The following is a 14,552-nucleotide window of genomic DNA, read 5'->3' on the forward strand; positions in this document are numbered from 1 at the left end:
TCCCGCTATCAGTACACGCGGGAGGGCGATTTATGTTTCTTGTGACGGGGCAGGATGATGAGCAAATCAACAAACACTGGATGAGTTGTGTGGTACCGAGACCGATCGGCTGGATTTCCACACTCAGCAAGGACGGCGTACCGAACCTGGCGCCGTACAGCTTCTTCAATGCGCTGTCGGAGAACCCGCCGATTGTCGTTTTTGGCTCCAATGGTCGACATGCTCACGGCGCAAAAGATACGGCCAGAAACATTCTCGATACCGGTGAGTTCGTCGTCAACATGGCCACCTATGACCTGCGCGTTGAAGTACGGGCATCCAGTGAAGCAGCACTGCCTGAGGTCAATGAGTTTGATCGGGTGGGACTCGAATGTGAGGCGTCTTCGCTGGTAATGCCTCCGCGCGTTAAAGCATCGCCTATACACATTGAGTGCGTGTTGCTGAAGGCTATCGAGCTACCCTCGGAGATTGAGGAAAACCTGCTGATCATCGGCCGGGTTGTCGGCCTCCATATCAACAAAACCTGCCTCACCGAAGGACGTATCGATCTCTCCAAAGTCCGACCATTGGCCCGGCTCGGTTACGGCCAGTTCTCAACGATCGGCGAGCCTGTTAAAGGCGTTGCCTGAGGAAGTGGGCAAATTCTCGCGCCAGCTGCGAGGGCTCTTCCTGGGTGGGAAGCAGTAGGGCGATCTCGTATTTGATCACCGGCGAGAATGGCTTCAGGACCAGATTCCTGGTGAAGGGCAGGCTGACTACCGGGTCGATGATCCCGACGCCCACTCCGGCGCAGACCAGTTCGCAGGCCGTGGAGAAGAACTCTGTCTCGGCCACCACGTTCCAGGATGCCCCGCACGCCGAAAAAGCCATGGCCAACTGCTGGTAGATCGGGTCACCCTTGAACAGCGAAACGAAAGGCATGCCATCCAGGTCAGCAGGCGTAATCACGTCCAGTTCTGCGAGGGGGTGGCCGATCGGCACCATGCACTGACATTCGTATGAAATCACCTCCATGTTCGAGGACGGGTAGTCGAGGGGCAGTTCGGCGATGGCCAGGTCGAATTGCTGCGTCGACATCAGCTCACGAACAGACTGGGAGTTGCGAGTGATGATTTTGAGCTCAAGCCCCGGACGCTCTTTCGCGAATTCGGCCATCAAGCGTGGCAACAGGTTGATCGAGATACTGGCGTAGGCGGCAATTGCCAGGTGACCGCGTTTCCCGGTCCGAATCTCCTTGGCGATGCGATTGGTTTTCTCCACCGCCTCCAGCGCTCGTTCCGCCTCGACAAAAAATAGCCGGGCTTCGGGGGTGGGTTGCAGTCGACCGCCTTTGCGCACGAAGAGTTTCAGGCCGGTCTCGTGCTCCAGATTGGCAATGGTGCTGCTAATGGCCGGTTGAGAAATGCCCAAAAGCTCCGCAGCACGGGTCATCGTCCCGTGGATCATCAAGGTTCTGAAGCACTCAAGTTGCCGAATTCGCATGGGCCACCCTATAGATTTCACTTATACAGGGGCGACTTTATATTATTGGTTTGAGGTTTTCCTCTGTGTTTTCCTTTACGGCAGGTACCCGGCCTGTAGGCCATCAGCCCTGCAAGAGGAGAACAACACAACATGACTGCAATTACGTCCGTTTATCCTGGTGAACTGGTCCGCTTGCCTGCCCGGCGTGGTGTAGCGATCCAGTTGAAACGGGGTCAAACCATCAAGCTTATCAACACCCATGGCAAGCAGGTCGTCGACACCTGGGCATTCAACCCGGACGACCTCTGCGAGGCCATGTCGATGGAGCACAGTCGTCCCTTCTGGTTGAAGCTCAATCCTCGGCAAGGTGACAGCCTCGTCACCAACAAGCGCCGGAAAATCCTGACACTCATCGAGGACACCTCACCGGGTATCCACGACACGCTGGTGGCCGCTTGCGATCCGACGCGCTATGAGCAACTGGGCGTTATCGGTCATCATGACAGCTGCAACGAAAACCTGTTTCTGGCCCTGGATGCCATCGGCCTGGTGACGCCTGAAACGCCGAGCCCGCTGAACCTGTTCATGAATGTGCCGGTGCATCAGGATGGGCGCATTGAGTTCGCGGCGCCGGTCAGTGAACCTGGGCAATACGTATCCCTCAAGGCTGAAATGGATGCGATCGTGGTCTTTTCCGCCTGTCCGCAGGACATTACTGCTGTCAATGGAATGCGGCCCCAGGACGTTCACTACAGCGTCACCTGACGCCAGACAACGCCTGCCGGTGGATCGTGTCTGCCGGCAGGACACTGAATCCGTCGCTATCAAAGACGGGTACCCGGAGTAAGCCATGCGCAAAATACCCCCATTGAATTCCGTGCGCGCGTTTGAGGCGGTCGCACGGCACCAGAGTTTTTCTGCGGCGGCCAACGAACTCTCTGTGACGGTCGCTGCGGTCAGTCATCAGGTCCGGCAGTTGGAAGAGGGGCTGGGACAGAAGCTCCTTGAGAGGGGCCGGACGGTGACTCTCACCCCTGCCGGTAAAACGATCTATCCGCTATTGCGCGACGGCTTTGACCAGATTGCCCAGGCGTTTGCCCTGATAGGTGCGCCCAAGGAGGGGAATGCCATTCAGGTCTCCACCACGCGCGCGTTTGCCGAGCGATGGCTGATGCCTCGCCTGGCTAAGTTCAACGGGATTTATCCAAACATCGTGGTGCATATTCATGCCTCGGAGAAGATCGTGGATCTGCGATCCGAGACGGTCGATCTGGCCATTCGGTACGGGCCGAGCGAGGCAGACAGGCAGGGGCCGGTGTTGTTCGACGATGAGTACATCGCCGTGGCGGATCAAAGCATTTGTCCCGTCGACCGCCATCCAACGATCAGCGACTTTTACAACCGCTCCTTGCTGGCGTTCAAATGGAAGAATCAGGCGCTGCAGGCACCTTCCTGGTCCGCGTGGCTGGCCCGGGTCGAGCACGATACAACCCGGGATTTCCGCATCTCCTGGTACAGCGAAGAAACACTGGCCCTGCATGCGGTAGAGCGGGGATTGGGGCCGCTGCTGTGCAGCAATGTGTTGATTGACGATGAGCTTCGCTCGGGTCGTATGCGTCGAGTGGCGGGACCGACCTTGCCAGGTTTCACTTACCACCTGATAGAGGACACAAGGACCAATCCGCGCCGCAGTCTTTCGTTGTTTCGGGACTGGCTCCTGAGTGAAGCGAAATCGTTTAGGGAAACGGCTCTGAATGACCATTCAGGCAGTCGGCTGGCGCTCACTTCCTGACAGGGCCGCCTCTATCGCCAGACAGGCACTGAGCAGTTTATCGTCGCGACCTCGCGTTGTGGAAAACAGGGTTGAGGTGGCAAGACCGACGCTATCCTTGCCAGACGGAATGGCCACCCCCGGCATGTCCAGCAAACTGCCAATCATGGTGAGCGACAGAGTCTCGAGATTGACGGCAGCAAACAACTCGTCATCGTTTTCCAGAGGAGCCATCGGCGGCGCGACGTGTTTCACCGTTGGCATGACCAGGATGGCGCCCTCAAGCTCATGCTCCATCGCAGACATCAACTCAAGGCGCAGACTTCGAATCCTGGCTTCGGCCTCAGTATCGATAAGCTTGGCCGAGCGAAGACGAGCACGCACGCGTCTGTCCATCCGGGAACCCAATGGGCCTTCCACGACCTCGCCCAAGAGACGCCAGGCTTCTATCGCCCCCAACCAACCCGTTCGGGCAATCAGCTCGCGTGTGCGAGTGACGGCGGCGACCGGACGGCGCTCGACATGTGCTCCAATTACACGAAGCAGCGACATCATCGATTGCAGATTTTGTCGTACCGCTGGCTGTAACGCTGGATCAGACATCACGCCGTCGTCGACGACAAAGCGCAGGCCGGTAAGGTTGGCGGACTGGATGGCCGCTTCTTTGAGACCCCGCATCGCTGCGTCGAACGCCACGCAATCCGCCACGGTATGGGCAAAAGGACCCAGACTATCGAGCGTAATAGCGAGAGGGTGCACACCCGCCATGCTGTAACGTCCCGTCGATGCCCTGTAGCCAACAAGGCCATTGAATGCCGCCGGGATACGAATGGAACCCGCTGTGTCAGTGCCGATGGCGCTGGTGACGATACCCCTCTGAACCGCGATCGCCGAACCTGAGGAGGAACCACCTGGAACCCGGGCTTCGTCGACCTGAATGTCAGCGGTTGGCGTACCGAAATGAGGGTTCAACCCCAGGCCCGAATACGCGAACTCAGTGAGGTTGGTTTTACCGATCGGAATCATCCCCAGTGACGCCAGCGCGCCGATGACCACGGCATCCTCAAGCACGATCGGCGCGTCGATCCGGGTGATGGAGCCTGCGGTTGTCCGGCTACCGGCAACATCCAGCAGATCCTTGGCGGCGTAGGGTATGCCGTCAAAAGGGCTCAGGGTCGCACCTTGACGCCAGCGCTCGGTCGACGCTTTGGCTTCACTGATTGCCCGTTGATCGATGACGGAAATGAACACGTGTTCCGAGGCCCTGGCCGCGGCCAACGCGGCCTCGATCAACTCATCAGGTGTCGTGAGGCCTTGTTTCAATCGCTTGGCGGTTTCCAGCATCGTGATCATGGTTGCTCCGATTGGGTGGGCGACTGTACCTGGCAGTCAAGCGGGCGACAGCTCGCTTTGACGCTCTTCAATCAACTGCTTGACCAGCACTGGAACGGCATCGAACGCATCGGCGATGGAGGCCTCATGGCGAGCGTCACCAAACTCTTGGTAGTCGATGGAGATGACGTGGGTCTCATTCACGCCAAGATAATGCGCGCAGGTCTGGATGTGCGTGTCCAGGTGGTTCATCTTTTCGCGAACGCCGCCCGGGCCAAATCCAAACTCGCCCCGAGAAGACAAAATCACCAGTTTCTTGCCGCTCATGATGGGTTCCAGGGGGTAGTCGCCGCGAGCCAGATCAAACGTGAAGGTCTTGCCGATACGAATCACTTTGTCGAACCACGACTTGAGGGAGGCTGGCATACCGTAGTTGTACATCGGGGCGCCCATCACGATGACATCGGCCCGATCGATCTCATCGATCAACTCGTCCGAGAGCCGGGTCTCCTCGCGCTTTTCGGGCGTCATGTGCGCCTCGGGTGTAAAGACCGCGGCAATCCAGGCCTCAGTCACGAAAGGGGGAGGGTTGTGCCCTACGTCGCGGACAATGACTTGGCTCTTGTCATCTTGTTCAATCCAGGCCTCGACAAATGCTGTCGACAGTTTGCGGCTCAGGGATCGATCGGTTCGTGCGCTGGCATCAATGTGAAGAATAGTGGTCATGGGACGCTTCCTGTTAAGCCAGAGGCGGGATTACCTCGGCGACTGAAACAAGTGGGCCACGAGCACCGATGATTCAGCTATTGATATTTATTTGAGCTGTGTCAAATAAAACTCAACAAGCGAGTTTTATTTGTTAATGAGACTTTAAAGTTGTTTTGTTTGATGTTCGGGGAGGATGTTACATGTCTCGGCAAGCTGCACAATTTATGTTTTCTCAACATCACAATATTTCTAAAACGTCTTTTAGTTATTATCAATTACGTAAAAGTACGTAGCTCGCTTTAATGGTTCGGGGCGATACAAGTGGTCGCCGCTCAGCGAGGAAAATAATAATGTCAACGCGTCGTGATTCTGAAAATAGCGTAATGAACGAGGTCAATTATGATGCATTGGGCATTGAGCCAGTGCCTGATAGCCATCGTACTTCAAGCCCGTTGGACCAGTTCTGGATCTGGGCTGGAGCGAATGTGGCGCCCATCAATTGGGTGCTGGGTGCCATTGGTATCCAGTTGGGCTTGAGCCTGATTGAAACCCTGCTGGTAATAGCGGTCGGCAATCTGTTGGGCGCCGCATTGTTTGGCGGCATCTGCCTCATGGGGCACCGCACGGGGGTGCCGCAAATGGTGCTCTCGCGGTTGGCGTTCGGTCGGCGCGGCGCCTACCTGCCCACTATCATGCAAGTGCTGATGCCCATGGGATGGGTGGCCACAAACACCTGGATCGTCCTTGATCTGGCGGTTGCCGCCCTGGAAAAAATCGGTATTAGTGGTGGAATGGAGCTCAAGTACGGCATTGCGTTGGTCGTGATGTTTATCCAGGTCGGCATCGCTGCCTGGGGCTTCAACGCCATCAAGTGCTTCGAGCGCTACACCATGCCGGTGATACTGCTGATCATGGTCGTAATGACCGTGCTGGCCTTCACCCACGTGGACATCCAATGGCACGCCTCGACTACCGCAGGCATCAGCAAACTTTCGGCAATGAGCAGCCTCATGACCGCGATAGGCATTGGATGGGGCATTTCGTGGCTGGTATACGCTTCGGATTACACCCGTTTTACCCAGAGCAAACTGTCTGACGGCCAGGTATTCCGGTCGACCTTCCTTGGCATGTTCCTGCCCACCGTCTGGTTGGCATTTCTCGGCGCTGCCATCGCTTCTGCGGGTGGCGGCTCGGACCCTGCGCAACTCATCATTGCGGTGTTTGGCACGATGGCGCTGCCGGTACTCCTTGTGCTGTTACATGGCCCGGTCGCTACGAACATCGTTGTCATCTATTCGGCAGCACTGGCAACGCTGTCTCTGGATATCCGCGTTCCACGCTGGGTTGTTTCGATGGTCTCCGGGGTGGTCGCACTGTTCATCCTCTACCTGTTCCTGCAATCCGGCGAGTTTGTGCATGCCTTTGAAAACCTGATGGTCTTCTTTGTGGTGTGGATCAGTCCGTGGGCCGGTATCACTCTGGTCGATTTCTTCCTGATTCGTCGTGGTCAAGTCGATCTGAAATCGCTTTATTGCCATCACTCTGAAAGTGCCTGCAGCGACGTCAATTGGCGAGGCGTGTTTGCACTTGCAATAGGTGTGCTGGCGGCGTGGTTGTTTCAAGTGGGAACCATTAAATCGCTGCAAGGGCCACTTGCCATGGCACTGGGTGGGATTGATTTGTCATGGTTGGCGGGATTTGCTGTGGGAGGTGGCGTTTACTACCTGTTGCACCGCTCACGGCGAATAGAAGTTACCCAGTCATCAGTCCTGGTGAAGTAAAAATAATTGATGTGTTGGTTAACTTTTAATTAATTTAAAGAGGTCACAGCAAATGTCTCATCTTGAACAATTAAATGTCCTGACGGCGTTGACCGCTGGAGCTGAAGTCGATGCGTTCCTGGGTAACGTCGTCGAGATTGCGATTGTGACGCGTGATCACAAACGGACCATGGATGGTTTGCTCAAGTTGGGTATCGGTCCATGGCGTGTCTACACCTTCAGCCCGGAAAACACCCAAAACCAGACCTATCGTGGCGAGCCTGCCGATTTTGTTCTGAAAGTTTGCTTCGCCCAGTCGGGAAACATGGTCTGGGAGTTGATGGAGCCCGTTTCGGGACCGACGATTTTCGCTGATTTCCTGGACAAGCATGGCGAAGGCATTCAGCACGTCGCTTATGACTGCAACAACATCCCGTTTGAAGAGCGTATCGCCGAGCTGGAACGACGCGGCTATCAGTGCGTGCAGTCAGGCTCCTGGATGGGCGTGAATCATTTCGCGTTCTTCGGCACCGAGGCTGATACCACCACCGTGTTTGAAACCTATGCATTTCCCGCGGATTGGGATTACCCGGAACCGGAGCAGTGGTATCCGCCGCGGGCATAAAGCAACGGCGGCAATGTCTCAGCGCCTGCGGTATGCAAGCCTGGCGCTGAGGCCTTCACCACAGAGAACGACGCCCGGAGTACAACATCATGAACACCGTTCGTATGGATAACATCAGTTGGGTCGACTACGAGCGCCGAGTGCAATCAGGCGCCGTGGTTTTTCTGCCGATTGGCGCGACCGAACAACACGGCCCTCACTTGCCCCTTGGAACCGATGCATTGCTTGCCAGTGCAATCAGTGAAGACGTGGCCAGAGAAATCGACGGGATCGTCGCGCCAGCCCTATCCTATGGGTATAAATCCCAGCCGAAGTGTGGAGGAGGGCAGCACTTTTGCGGAACAACCAGTGTGGATGGTGCGACCCTGATCGCGATGGTCCGGGACGCCGTACGTGAGTTTCATCGCCATGGCGTGAAGCGTCTGGTGCTGGTGATTGGTCACTACGAAAATCAGTGGTTCGTGACCGAAGGCATTGAGCTGGCAATGCGTGATATTGGCGAGAACTCCGGTTTGGAAGTCATGCGTCTCGAGCATTGGGAGTTCGTAAAGTCACCGACGCTCGACAAGATCTTTCCCGACGGTTTTCCGGGTATCGCGCTGGAACATGCCGCGGTCATCGAGACGTCGATGATGCTGCACTATCACCCACAGATGGTTTCTCTGGACAAGATCCCGGATCACGGGCCCGCTGAGTTTCCGGTTTACGACATGTATCCGACCCGGACCGAATGGGTGCCGGTGAGTGGCGTGCTGTCCTCTGCACGGGGATCCAGCGCAGACAAGGGGAAACTGCTGGTGAATGATGTCATCAGCGGGATCGTCCAGGCAGTACGGTTCGAGTTCAGGCTCGATCACACCTTGCGGTAATCCACGTCTGATTCAGCTTTCAAAGCAGGACACCCGGAAACTCATCACCGCCTGGACGGACGGGGTATGGCGGATGTCGCTGTGAACCACCAGCCACACATCCCGCGCAAGGTCCGCGCTGACGCTTTCCATCGCCTGCAAGCCGTAGCGGTCGCCCAGAAAGTAGGGCAGCGCAGCGACACCGCCGCCTGCTTGAGCAATGGTGGCCTGGATATTCAAGTCATTGCTGCGCAGCAGGATCGGTCGATCACCCGCTTGCGCCTTGAGCCAGACCTGTTGCGGGCTCTGTTCCATGGTCTCGTCGTAAGCGATGAACGCCAGATCTTCCGGTGCCGTTTTGGACACATAGTCCGCCGAGCCATACAGGTAAAACGGTATCGTTTCGACCTTGCGGGCCACCAGGTCCGGCTCCTTGGGGCGACTGAGGCGCACGGCAATATCGGCTTCGCGCCGCGACAACGAGGCGCTGCCCAGGCTGCCAATCAACTGCAAGGACAGCTGCGGATGTTGCGCCCGCAATACATTGATTCGGGGCGCTATCAACGCACACGCCAACGCCGGCGGGGCACTGACGGTGACTTCGCCGGTGTAGCTTTCCTGCCCGGCCAGCGCTGTGCGTTGCACCGCGAACGACTCGCTTTCCATGCGCCGTCCTAACTGGGCGATACGTTCCCCGTCTTCGGTCATGACATACGAGCGAGGGCGCCTGTCCACCAATTTGAGGTTCAGCGAACCTCCAGGGCGCTGATGCGTCGCGCCACGGTGGCATGGTCGACCTTGAGCTTGCGTGCCGCCCCCGATAAAGACTGTTCGTGGGCGAAAACGATGAAGTAGCGCAGATCCTCCCAATCAAACATGGGCGTTTTCTCATAGATGAGGTGAATAAATAGGGAATTTTTCCCCAACGGCAAGCCTGCAAGAATCGTTCAAAACCTGACAAGCAGGTTGGAAGCATTCAGCGGTTTGATCAGCGCTTCTATTGAGCGTTTTGCCATTTCTACCCTGTTGCTCGTACTGATTTTTGGTCTGGCCGGCAAGTTACGGCTCAGTACCCTCAAGAACAATCTGGTGGCCTTTATCGGCCTGGGCCTGCTGGGATTTACCGCGTTCAACCTCGCTACATTCTTTGGCCTGCAAACCACCACGCCCATCAACGGCGCGCTGATCCTGGCGACCACGTTGTGGACGATGATCTTCGCGGTGTTGCTTGAAGGAGAACGCATTGATCGCGGCCTTGCCATCGGCCTGGTGTTGGGCTTGCTGGGTGTTGGCCTGGTGATCAATCGCGGGGATATCCAAGTGTTGCTCGGGCTGAAAGTGGCCACCGGTGACGCGATGATTCTGGCTGGCAGCATGGCCTGGGCGGCCGACATGGTCGGCACCCGACGCTTCGTCAAAGACGCAACCCCGTTGGAAACCACCAGCTTTTCCATGTTGTTCGGTGTCATTGGCCTGATCGTGCTGGGCTTCCTCTTTGAAGACCCGATAGCCAACATCCGTAACGCTTCACTGTCCGTACACGGAGCCGTCGTCTACCTGGTGGTCTTTGGTTCATTGATCGCTTACTTGCTGTGGTTCAAAGGCATCCATGCCATTGGCGCGGCGCGGACATCGATCTTCTTCAACCTGGCGCCGGTATTCACCATGCTGGTTTCTTCGATACTGGGTGTGCTACCCAATGTCTGGCAACTGCTCGGTGCCGGCGGTGTCATCCTTGGGGTGGTGTTCGCATCGGGACTGGTGTTCAGCCCGGCTCGACCTTCGCAGGTCCAAGGCGCACAGGCCAGGTAGATCATAGACCGATCATGTCGCGGTGAACTTCCAGGGAATTACGCTCCACCCAATTGTGCGCCAGCAGACCGTCTGGACGAACTTCCCAAACCGCGGTACCGAGCATTTCAAAAGCGCTGTAGCAGGATCGGCCACCGATGAAACCGTTGTTCTTTCCGGACAGTTTCCAGCGTGAAGCGACCCGAGAGCCTTCTGCATTCTGAAACGTTTCGATGCTGGCGAACTCGAAGTCTTCGATTTTCGACAGGAACACACCTATCCAGTGAATGAAGGCTTCTCGGCCGACAGTATGGATGCCGCCGGACGTGATAACGAAGTCTTCGGCCACGAAGCGCGCCGCCGCTTGCGGGTCTTTTGCCTGCCACACTTCGCGCCAGAAGCGTTCGACAATCTCTACTGCTGTGTTGCCTGACATTTGGAACTCCTCGCATTCAAGGGCTTTCAAGGCCCGCTCATCACGATGTTCGGAGTTTGCGATCCAGAACTCAAACGCATAAATTTAATGGCATCCAGTTGATAGGTGAATTGATCATGCGAGCCAGCGACCTCGAGATGGATCTGCTGCGAGCGTTTATTGCGGAGGCGGAGACAGGCAGTTTCACGGCCGCCCTGCGCGTACCGGGCAATCATGATCGAGGCCTTGGCTACCGTCCGGCGGGAATGGACTTCAGCGTGCCTGGCCAGCAATTTGATTGGCGTTCAGGCTGCAGTCGTCGGCGGGCTGGGCATTACCGCATTGGGAACGTCGTTTCTGCAGGAAGGCATGCGGATTCTGGAACCGTCTGAAAAGTTGCCGACGTTACCGAGCACTGAAGTGGCGGTGATGGGTGACGACGTCCGCACTCAGCATCTCGTCCAGCCGTTGGTATCGCTGCTGACGGAAGGGCTTATGTCGGGCACCCGTCTGACCTGAGAAGAATGAAGTTATGCCGTACTTGTGCCTGAGCAATCAGCCGACCGGCTCGGCCGTACAACTCATTTCTCCTGAGCCCGGCTTCTGGAAAAGGACAACGTTGCCGTCTTGCCAGAACCGGTAGTTCCCCTGGTCATCCTTGCCAGTGTATTGGGTTCCCGAATCACTCGGCACCTGGCTCAGGGTGATCGAGGTGTTCGCCCATTTCAGGTACACGACACCCGGCTGCGTGGTAAAGAAGGTGGCAGCAATCAGCGCGTCAAACCCAATACAACGAAAAGCCAGGGGGCCTTCGGTGAGTCGGTATGGATCCTTGGTTCTCACAATGGCCGAGCCTTGGCGCAACTGGTGCGCGCGTTCGGCATAACTTCGGATCGTGCACATCTTGGGGTCCGGCTCGGAGGCACACTGATTGCGGGCGTCGATCCAGAACTGCTGGTCGATCATGACTTTGTCTGGACGCGGTACTGAATGTTCATCGGTGAGCGCCAGGCGATAAAGACGCGTCAGTTCGATATCCATCTGCGCCAGTTGCGGATCGCGACAGATAAGCTTTTCGACGGATACCCTTGCCTTGGAGCAGTCGAAGCTGGTCTCGAACGACGCAGCATTTGCGCAGGGGCTCGTCGCCGCGCACACACTGGCAGCGAGCAGACAGGTGAAAAGGGCCGTAACCGTTTTCATATTGGCTTCACCCAGATCATTACGTGATGCCCGGATTGCCGTGGGACCTACCGGTCCGTTGAACAGTCATTCATTCGCATTGGGTGTATCGCAGTGTAAGTCAGCGTTCAAAACTTGCCACGATTTCGCTTTATCGCAGCAATTCCTCGACCAACTCAGGCGTCACGTAGTGCGGCCCGTCGAACAGGTAGAGCGGATAACCGTCATAGGCCGCCAGTTGCGGTTTGAGCTCGGCAGCGGTCGCGGGGCGGAAGCCGCCGCCGAAGTTGGGGCGGAAGGCTTCGACGATGATCCGCACACGATCTTTGCCCAGACGCTGGCGCATGGCGTCGGCGTAGGTTCGGGCGACCGGTGCGGTGCGGGCGTAGACGCCGACGCCGTCCTGGAAGAACACACCGATGTCGTCCGGCAGCCATTGCTTGAGCCATTCGGCCGTGGCGACGGGGCCGATATTGGCGCCATCATAAACGCTGATCCACAACGGTCGAGGCAGCTTGGCCAGCAGAGCGGGCAGGTCTCTGGCGCGGGTCCAGCTGGGGTCGACTTCGGCCGGGAAATACCATCCAGTCACGTGTAACGGCGTAGGCAATTTGGCGATCCGTTCCGAGACTGTGGCCAGTTCCTCGATGTTGTCCCGTGAGCGGTTCTCGCTGAAATAACCCGCCAACCCAAGGATGACATCCTGCGCCCAGGGTGCCTTGGCGATGCGCGCCCAATCGGGCAGGACCGGTACGACGGGCAGGCCGGTACCGGGAACGAAGGCCTGATCGTCCACGACGGTCCATTGGACCAGCAGCTCACGCGCTCCCAGTTTTTCCCAGTGTCCGCTGATACCGACGGTCTTGTTGTCCGGCTGCCAGACGATGCCGACAATCCCCGGGGCCAGGGCCTTGGTCTTCGTCACGTAGAACATGCCGGTACCTGCACCGACGGTGACGGCAAACAACAGAGCAGCAACGGTCGCGCGACTGGCGGTGTAGCCGAAAATTTTCACGGCAGTGCCTTTTTGATGCGTTGATGCCATTGGCTCAGTGAGGTGACGCCTTTTGCGTTCCAGTTGGCTGCCGCATCAGGGCCAAGGTGGAACTGACCCTCGTTGAATTGCCAGACAATCACTTGTGGCTTGTGTTCGGCAAAATCCGCCGACTCCAAGTATTGCAGCAGCGTCGCCCACGGACCGACGTCACCGGGGTTCCATGTCAGTGCGACGGGACGGTCCAGGGCATTTGAGAGCTTCTGCGTAAAACCCAGGTAAGGCTGGACAAAGCTGTTGCCGATCACCTGAACCGGCGCCGGCGTGTCATCGATCAGCAAGTCTTTCTCTACCTGATGGCGAACGGTGTAGAGGTCGCGACCAATCACCTTGCGCTTGATCGCTGGCAGGAAATTACTGGCCAGGTCGCCGAACGCGCGCCTGTCGAACCATTGGCCCAGCACCGAGCCCCCACCGGGGTCACCTTGCAGGCGGTAGCGCTCGGTAATGAGTTGCGCCGTGGAGTCGGCGGTGTTTTCGGCGCTCCAGGCTGTCCAGTGGTAGTCGGCGCGATAAAAGGCGGTCTGTTTGCCTTGCTCGGTCCGTTGCAGGATCGGCTTGATGTTCAGCGTGGTCAGGCCTGCTTGGCTCAGGTCGCGCTGCAAATGGTCGTAGCGCTGCATGACGGGCGCGCTCAAGGGTTGATCGGCGGGCAGGCGCTGAGCATAAAACGGCGCTTTCATCGGCACCATCAGCACGACCAGCCCGATGTGTTCGCGTTCAAGTTGCTGCTGGAGTTCTTTGACCAGCGCAATGTTGCGGGCAGTGCCGGTGTTGTCGACCTTGCTCAGGCTTTCCCAGGCAGGGAATAACCAGCCGCCGTTGCCGGTGATCACCGCCGAAGCCGCTTGAACGACGGTGCCTGACAGGCTCGCCAACAGGACGGCGATCATGGCGGGCATCGACAATCGACGGATAAACCGTTCGGGTTTGAATTGAAGGTTCATGGGGCGCTCTGGTCGACAAGGCCGATCAGGCGTGGCGCCTGTCGAGAGCCGATCAGGAATAGGCTATAGCGATCACCGGCCTTGAAGGGCGCCAGTTTCAGCGGCGGGCTGGCGATTTCATTGCAGCTGACAACCAGCGTCGCTTGCACCGGGTTGATCGTGCGTTGGGCTTGTCCATTGAACGGCAGCTGGCTGAATACCGGGGCGCCATTGGCCAGTTTGACTTCAGCCTTTTCGCAACCGTTGCTCAGGTTATAAATATTGAGTTCGGCGCGCAGGTCTTTACCGCGCAGCGGCGGGTCGATGACCAGGCGTGGCGCCCGTGCCGGGTCACTGTCCAGAATCAGGGTCACCCACGCACTTTTCGGTGCGCTCAGGCCCTTTATCTCGCGGCCATTCACGGTCACCTGTAGTGGCTGTCGCGAGTCCACGACCTGGAAGGGGCTGGCCACCGTGCTCTGGGCGGAAAGGCTGAAGCTTGCGCTTTGGCCCACCTGGACCTGCATCGCGGTGTCGGCCGGATTGACCACCCGCACATACGCGGAGCCTTCGGGCAATTTTGGTGCGTACAGCTGGGCGATTTCCGGGGCGGCTTGTGCGCCTGTCGAGAGCAGGCCAAGACCCAGCCACACACAGATTCGAACGTTCATGTAAG

18 protein-coding genes are annotated in these 14,552 nt (G+C 57.6%); 8 read left to right on the forward strand and 10 right to left on the reverse strand.

Going from position 1 to position 14,552, the window contains the following annotated elements:
- The first annotated feature begins 32 nt into the window (after positions 1 to 32).
- Entirely contained in the window at positions 33 to 629 is a 597-nt protein-coding gene (locus ACYZT3_RS14810) for a flavin reductase family protein (protein ID WP_462030175.1), read from the forward strand.
- Here the strand turns inward: ACYZT3_RS14810 and ACYZT3_RS14815 are convergent.
- Positions 613 to 1,482, reverse strand: a complete 870-nt coding sequence (locus ACYZT3_RS14815) for a LysR substrate-binding domain-containing protein (RefSeq protein ID WP_462030176.1) — start codon at positions 1,480 to 1,482, stop codon at positions 613 to 615. The two genes, ACYZT3_RS14810 and ACYZT3_RS14815, sit on opposite strands and share 17 nt — an antisense overlap.
- 132 nt (positions 1,483 to 1,614) lie before the next feature.
- Between ACYZT3_RS14815 and ACYZT3_RS14820 the strand changes: the two genes are divergently transcribed.
- Complete coding sequence (locus tag ACYZT3_RS14820) at positions 1,615 to 2,229, forward strand: urea carboxylase-associated family protein (RefSeq protein WP_282378097.1); 615 nt, start codon at positions 1,615 to 1,617, stop codon at positions 2,227 to 2,229.
- A gap of 85 nt (positions 2,230 to 2,314) precedes the next feature.
- Complete coding sequence (locus tag ACYZT3_RS14825; protein WP_282378099.1) at positions 2,315 to 3,256, forward strand: LysR family transcriptional regulator; 942 nt, start codon at positions 2,315 to 2,317, stop codon at positions 3,254 to 3,256.
- Here the strand turns inward: ACYZT3_RS14825 and ACYZT3_RS14830 are convergent.
- Both ACYZT3_RS14830 and ACYZT3_RS14835 read right to left on the reverse strand, forming a co-directional pair.
- Positions 3,227 to 4,588 carry an amidase family protein gene (locus ACYZT3_RS14830; RefSeq protein ID WP_462030177.1) on the reverse strand — a complete coding sequence of 454 codons (1,362 nt, stop codon included), beginning with the start codon at positions 4,586 to 4,588 and terminating at the stop codon, positions 3,227 to 3,229. The genes ACYZT3_RS14825 and ACYZT3_RS14830 overlap by 30 nt on opposite strands.
- Positions 4,589 to 4,624: 36 nt before the next feature.
- Entirely contained in the window at positions 4,625 to 5,293 is a 669-nt protein-coding gene (locus tag ACYZT3_RS14835) for an FMN-dependent NADH-azoreductase (RefSeq protein ID WP_282378104.1), read from the reverse strand.
- Between the two features lie 332 nt (positions 5,294 to 5,625).
- On the opposite strand from ACYZT3_RS14835, the gene ACYZT3_RS14840 reads away from it, so the two are divergent.
- The 3 genes from ACYZT3_RS14840 to ACYZT3_RS14850 all read left to right on the forward strand — a co-directional run bounded on the left by ACYZT3_RS14840 (position 5,626) and on the right by ACYZT3_RS14850 (position 8,529).
- Complete coding sequence (locus tag ACYZT3_RS14840; protein ID WP_462030178.1) at positions 5,626 to 7,056, forward strand: purine-cytosine permease family protein; 1,431 nt, start codon at positions 5,626 to 5,628, stop codon at positions 7,054 to 7,056.
- Between the two features lie 52 nt (positions 7,057 to 7,108).
- A complete protein-coding gene (locus ACYZT3_RS14845; protein WP_462030179.1) occupies positions 7,109 to 7,660 on the forward strand; it encodes a VOC family protein in 552 nt (183 codons plus the stop codon).
- Positions 7,661 to 7,749: 89 nt separating this feature from the next.
- Positions 7,750 to 8,529 (forward strand): creatininase, encoded by a 780-nt coding sequence (locus tag ACYZT3_RS14850; protein ID WP_282378111.1) that lies wholly within the window; start codon positions 7,750 to 7,752, stop codon positions 8,527 to 8,529.
- Between the two features lie 12 nt (positions 8,530 to 8,541).
- Here ACYZT3_RS14850 and ACYZT3_RS14855 read toward each other — a convergent pair whose 3' ends face one another.
- The gene (locus ACYZT3_RS14855; RefSeq protein WP_462030180.1) at positions 8,542 to 9,216 is read right to left on the reverse strand and encodes a LysR family transcriptional regulator; all 675 of its coding nucleotides are present in this window, start codon (positions 9,214 to 9,216) and stop codon (positions 8,542 to 8,544) included.
- 38 nt (positions 9,217 to 9,254) lie between these two features.
- Positions 9,255 to 9,386 carry a LysR family transcriptional regulator gene (locus tag ACYZT3_RS14860; protein ID WP_282378114.1) on the reverse strand — a complete coding sequence of 44 codons (132 nt, stop codon included), beginning with the start codon at positions 9,384 to 9,386 and terminating at the stop codon, positions 9,255 to 9,257.
- A 106-nt stretch (positions 9,387 to 9,492) separates the two neighbouring features.
- Between ACYZT3_RS14860 and ACYZT3_RS14865 the strand changes: the two genes are divergently transcribed.
- Entirely contained in the window at positions 9,493 to 10,320 is an 828-nt protein-coding gene (locus tag ACYZT3_RS14865; RefSeq protein WP_282378116.1) for a DMT family transporter, read from the forward strand.
- A gap of 1 nt (position 10,321) precedes the next feature.
- Here ACYZT3_RS14865 and ACYZT3_RS14870 read toward each other — a convergent pair whose 3' ends face one another.
- Positions 10,322 to 10,735 (reverse strand): ester cyclase, encoded by a 414-nt coding sequence (locus ACYZT3_RS14870; RefSeq protein ID WP_462030181.1) that lies wholly within the window; start codon positions 10,733 to 10,735, stop codon positions 10,322 to 10,324.
- A 225-nt stretch (positions 10,736 to 10,960) separates the two neighbouring features.
- Between ACYZT3_RS14870 and ACYZT3_RS14875 the strand changes: the two genes are divergently transcribed.
- On the forward strand, positions 10,961 to 11,233 hold the full coding sequence (locus ACYZT3_RS14875) for a type 2 periplasmic-binding domain-containing protein (RefSeq protein ID WP_282378120.1): 273 nt from the start codon (positions 10,961 to 10,963) through the stop codon (positions 11,231 to 11,233).
- A 36-nt stretch (positions 11,234 to 11,269) separates the two neighbouring features.
- Here ACYZT3_RS14875 and ACYZT3_RS14880 read toward each other — a convergent pair whose 3' ends face one another.
- The 4 genes from ACYZT3_RS14880 to ACYZT3_RS14895 form a co-directional block, all read right to left on the reverse strand.
- Complete coding sequence (locus ACYZT3_RS14880; RefSeq protein WP_462030182.1) at positions 11,270 to 11,917, reverse strand: MliC family protein; 648 nt, start codon at positions 11,915 to 11,917, stop codon at positions 11,270 to 11,272.
- A gap of 130 nt (positions 11,918 to 12,047) precedes the next feature.
- Complete coding sequence (locus ACYZT3_RS14885) at positions 12,048 to 12,830, reverse strand: alpha-amylase family protein (RefSeq protein WP_462032373.1); 783 nt, start codon at positions 12,828 to 12,830, stop codon at positions 12,048 to 12,050.
- A 77-nt stretch (positions 12,831 to 12,907) separates the two neighbouring features.
- Complete coding sequence (locus tag ACYZT3_RS14890; protein ID WP_462030183.1) at positions 12,908 to 13,897, reverse strand: alginate O-acetyltransferase AlgX-related protein; 990 nt, start codon at positions 13,895 to 13,897, stop codon at positions 12,908 to 12,910.
- Positions 13,894 to 14,547: an alginate O-acetyltransferase AlgF gene (locus ACYZT3_RS14895; protein WP_282378128.1), complete on the reverse strand. Its 654-nt coding sequence runs from the start codon at positions 14,545 to 14,547 to the stop codon at positions 13,894 to 13,896. The genes ACYZT3_RS14890 and ACYZT3_RS14895 overlap by 4 nt, the downstream gene beginning before the upstream one ends.
- Positions 14,548 to 14,552 lie beyond the last annotated feature (5 nt).

The sequence above is a fragment of the Pseudomonas sp. MDT1-16 genome (assembly GCF_054898115.1).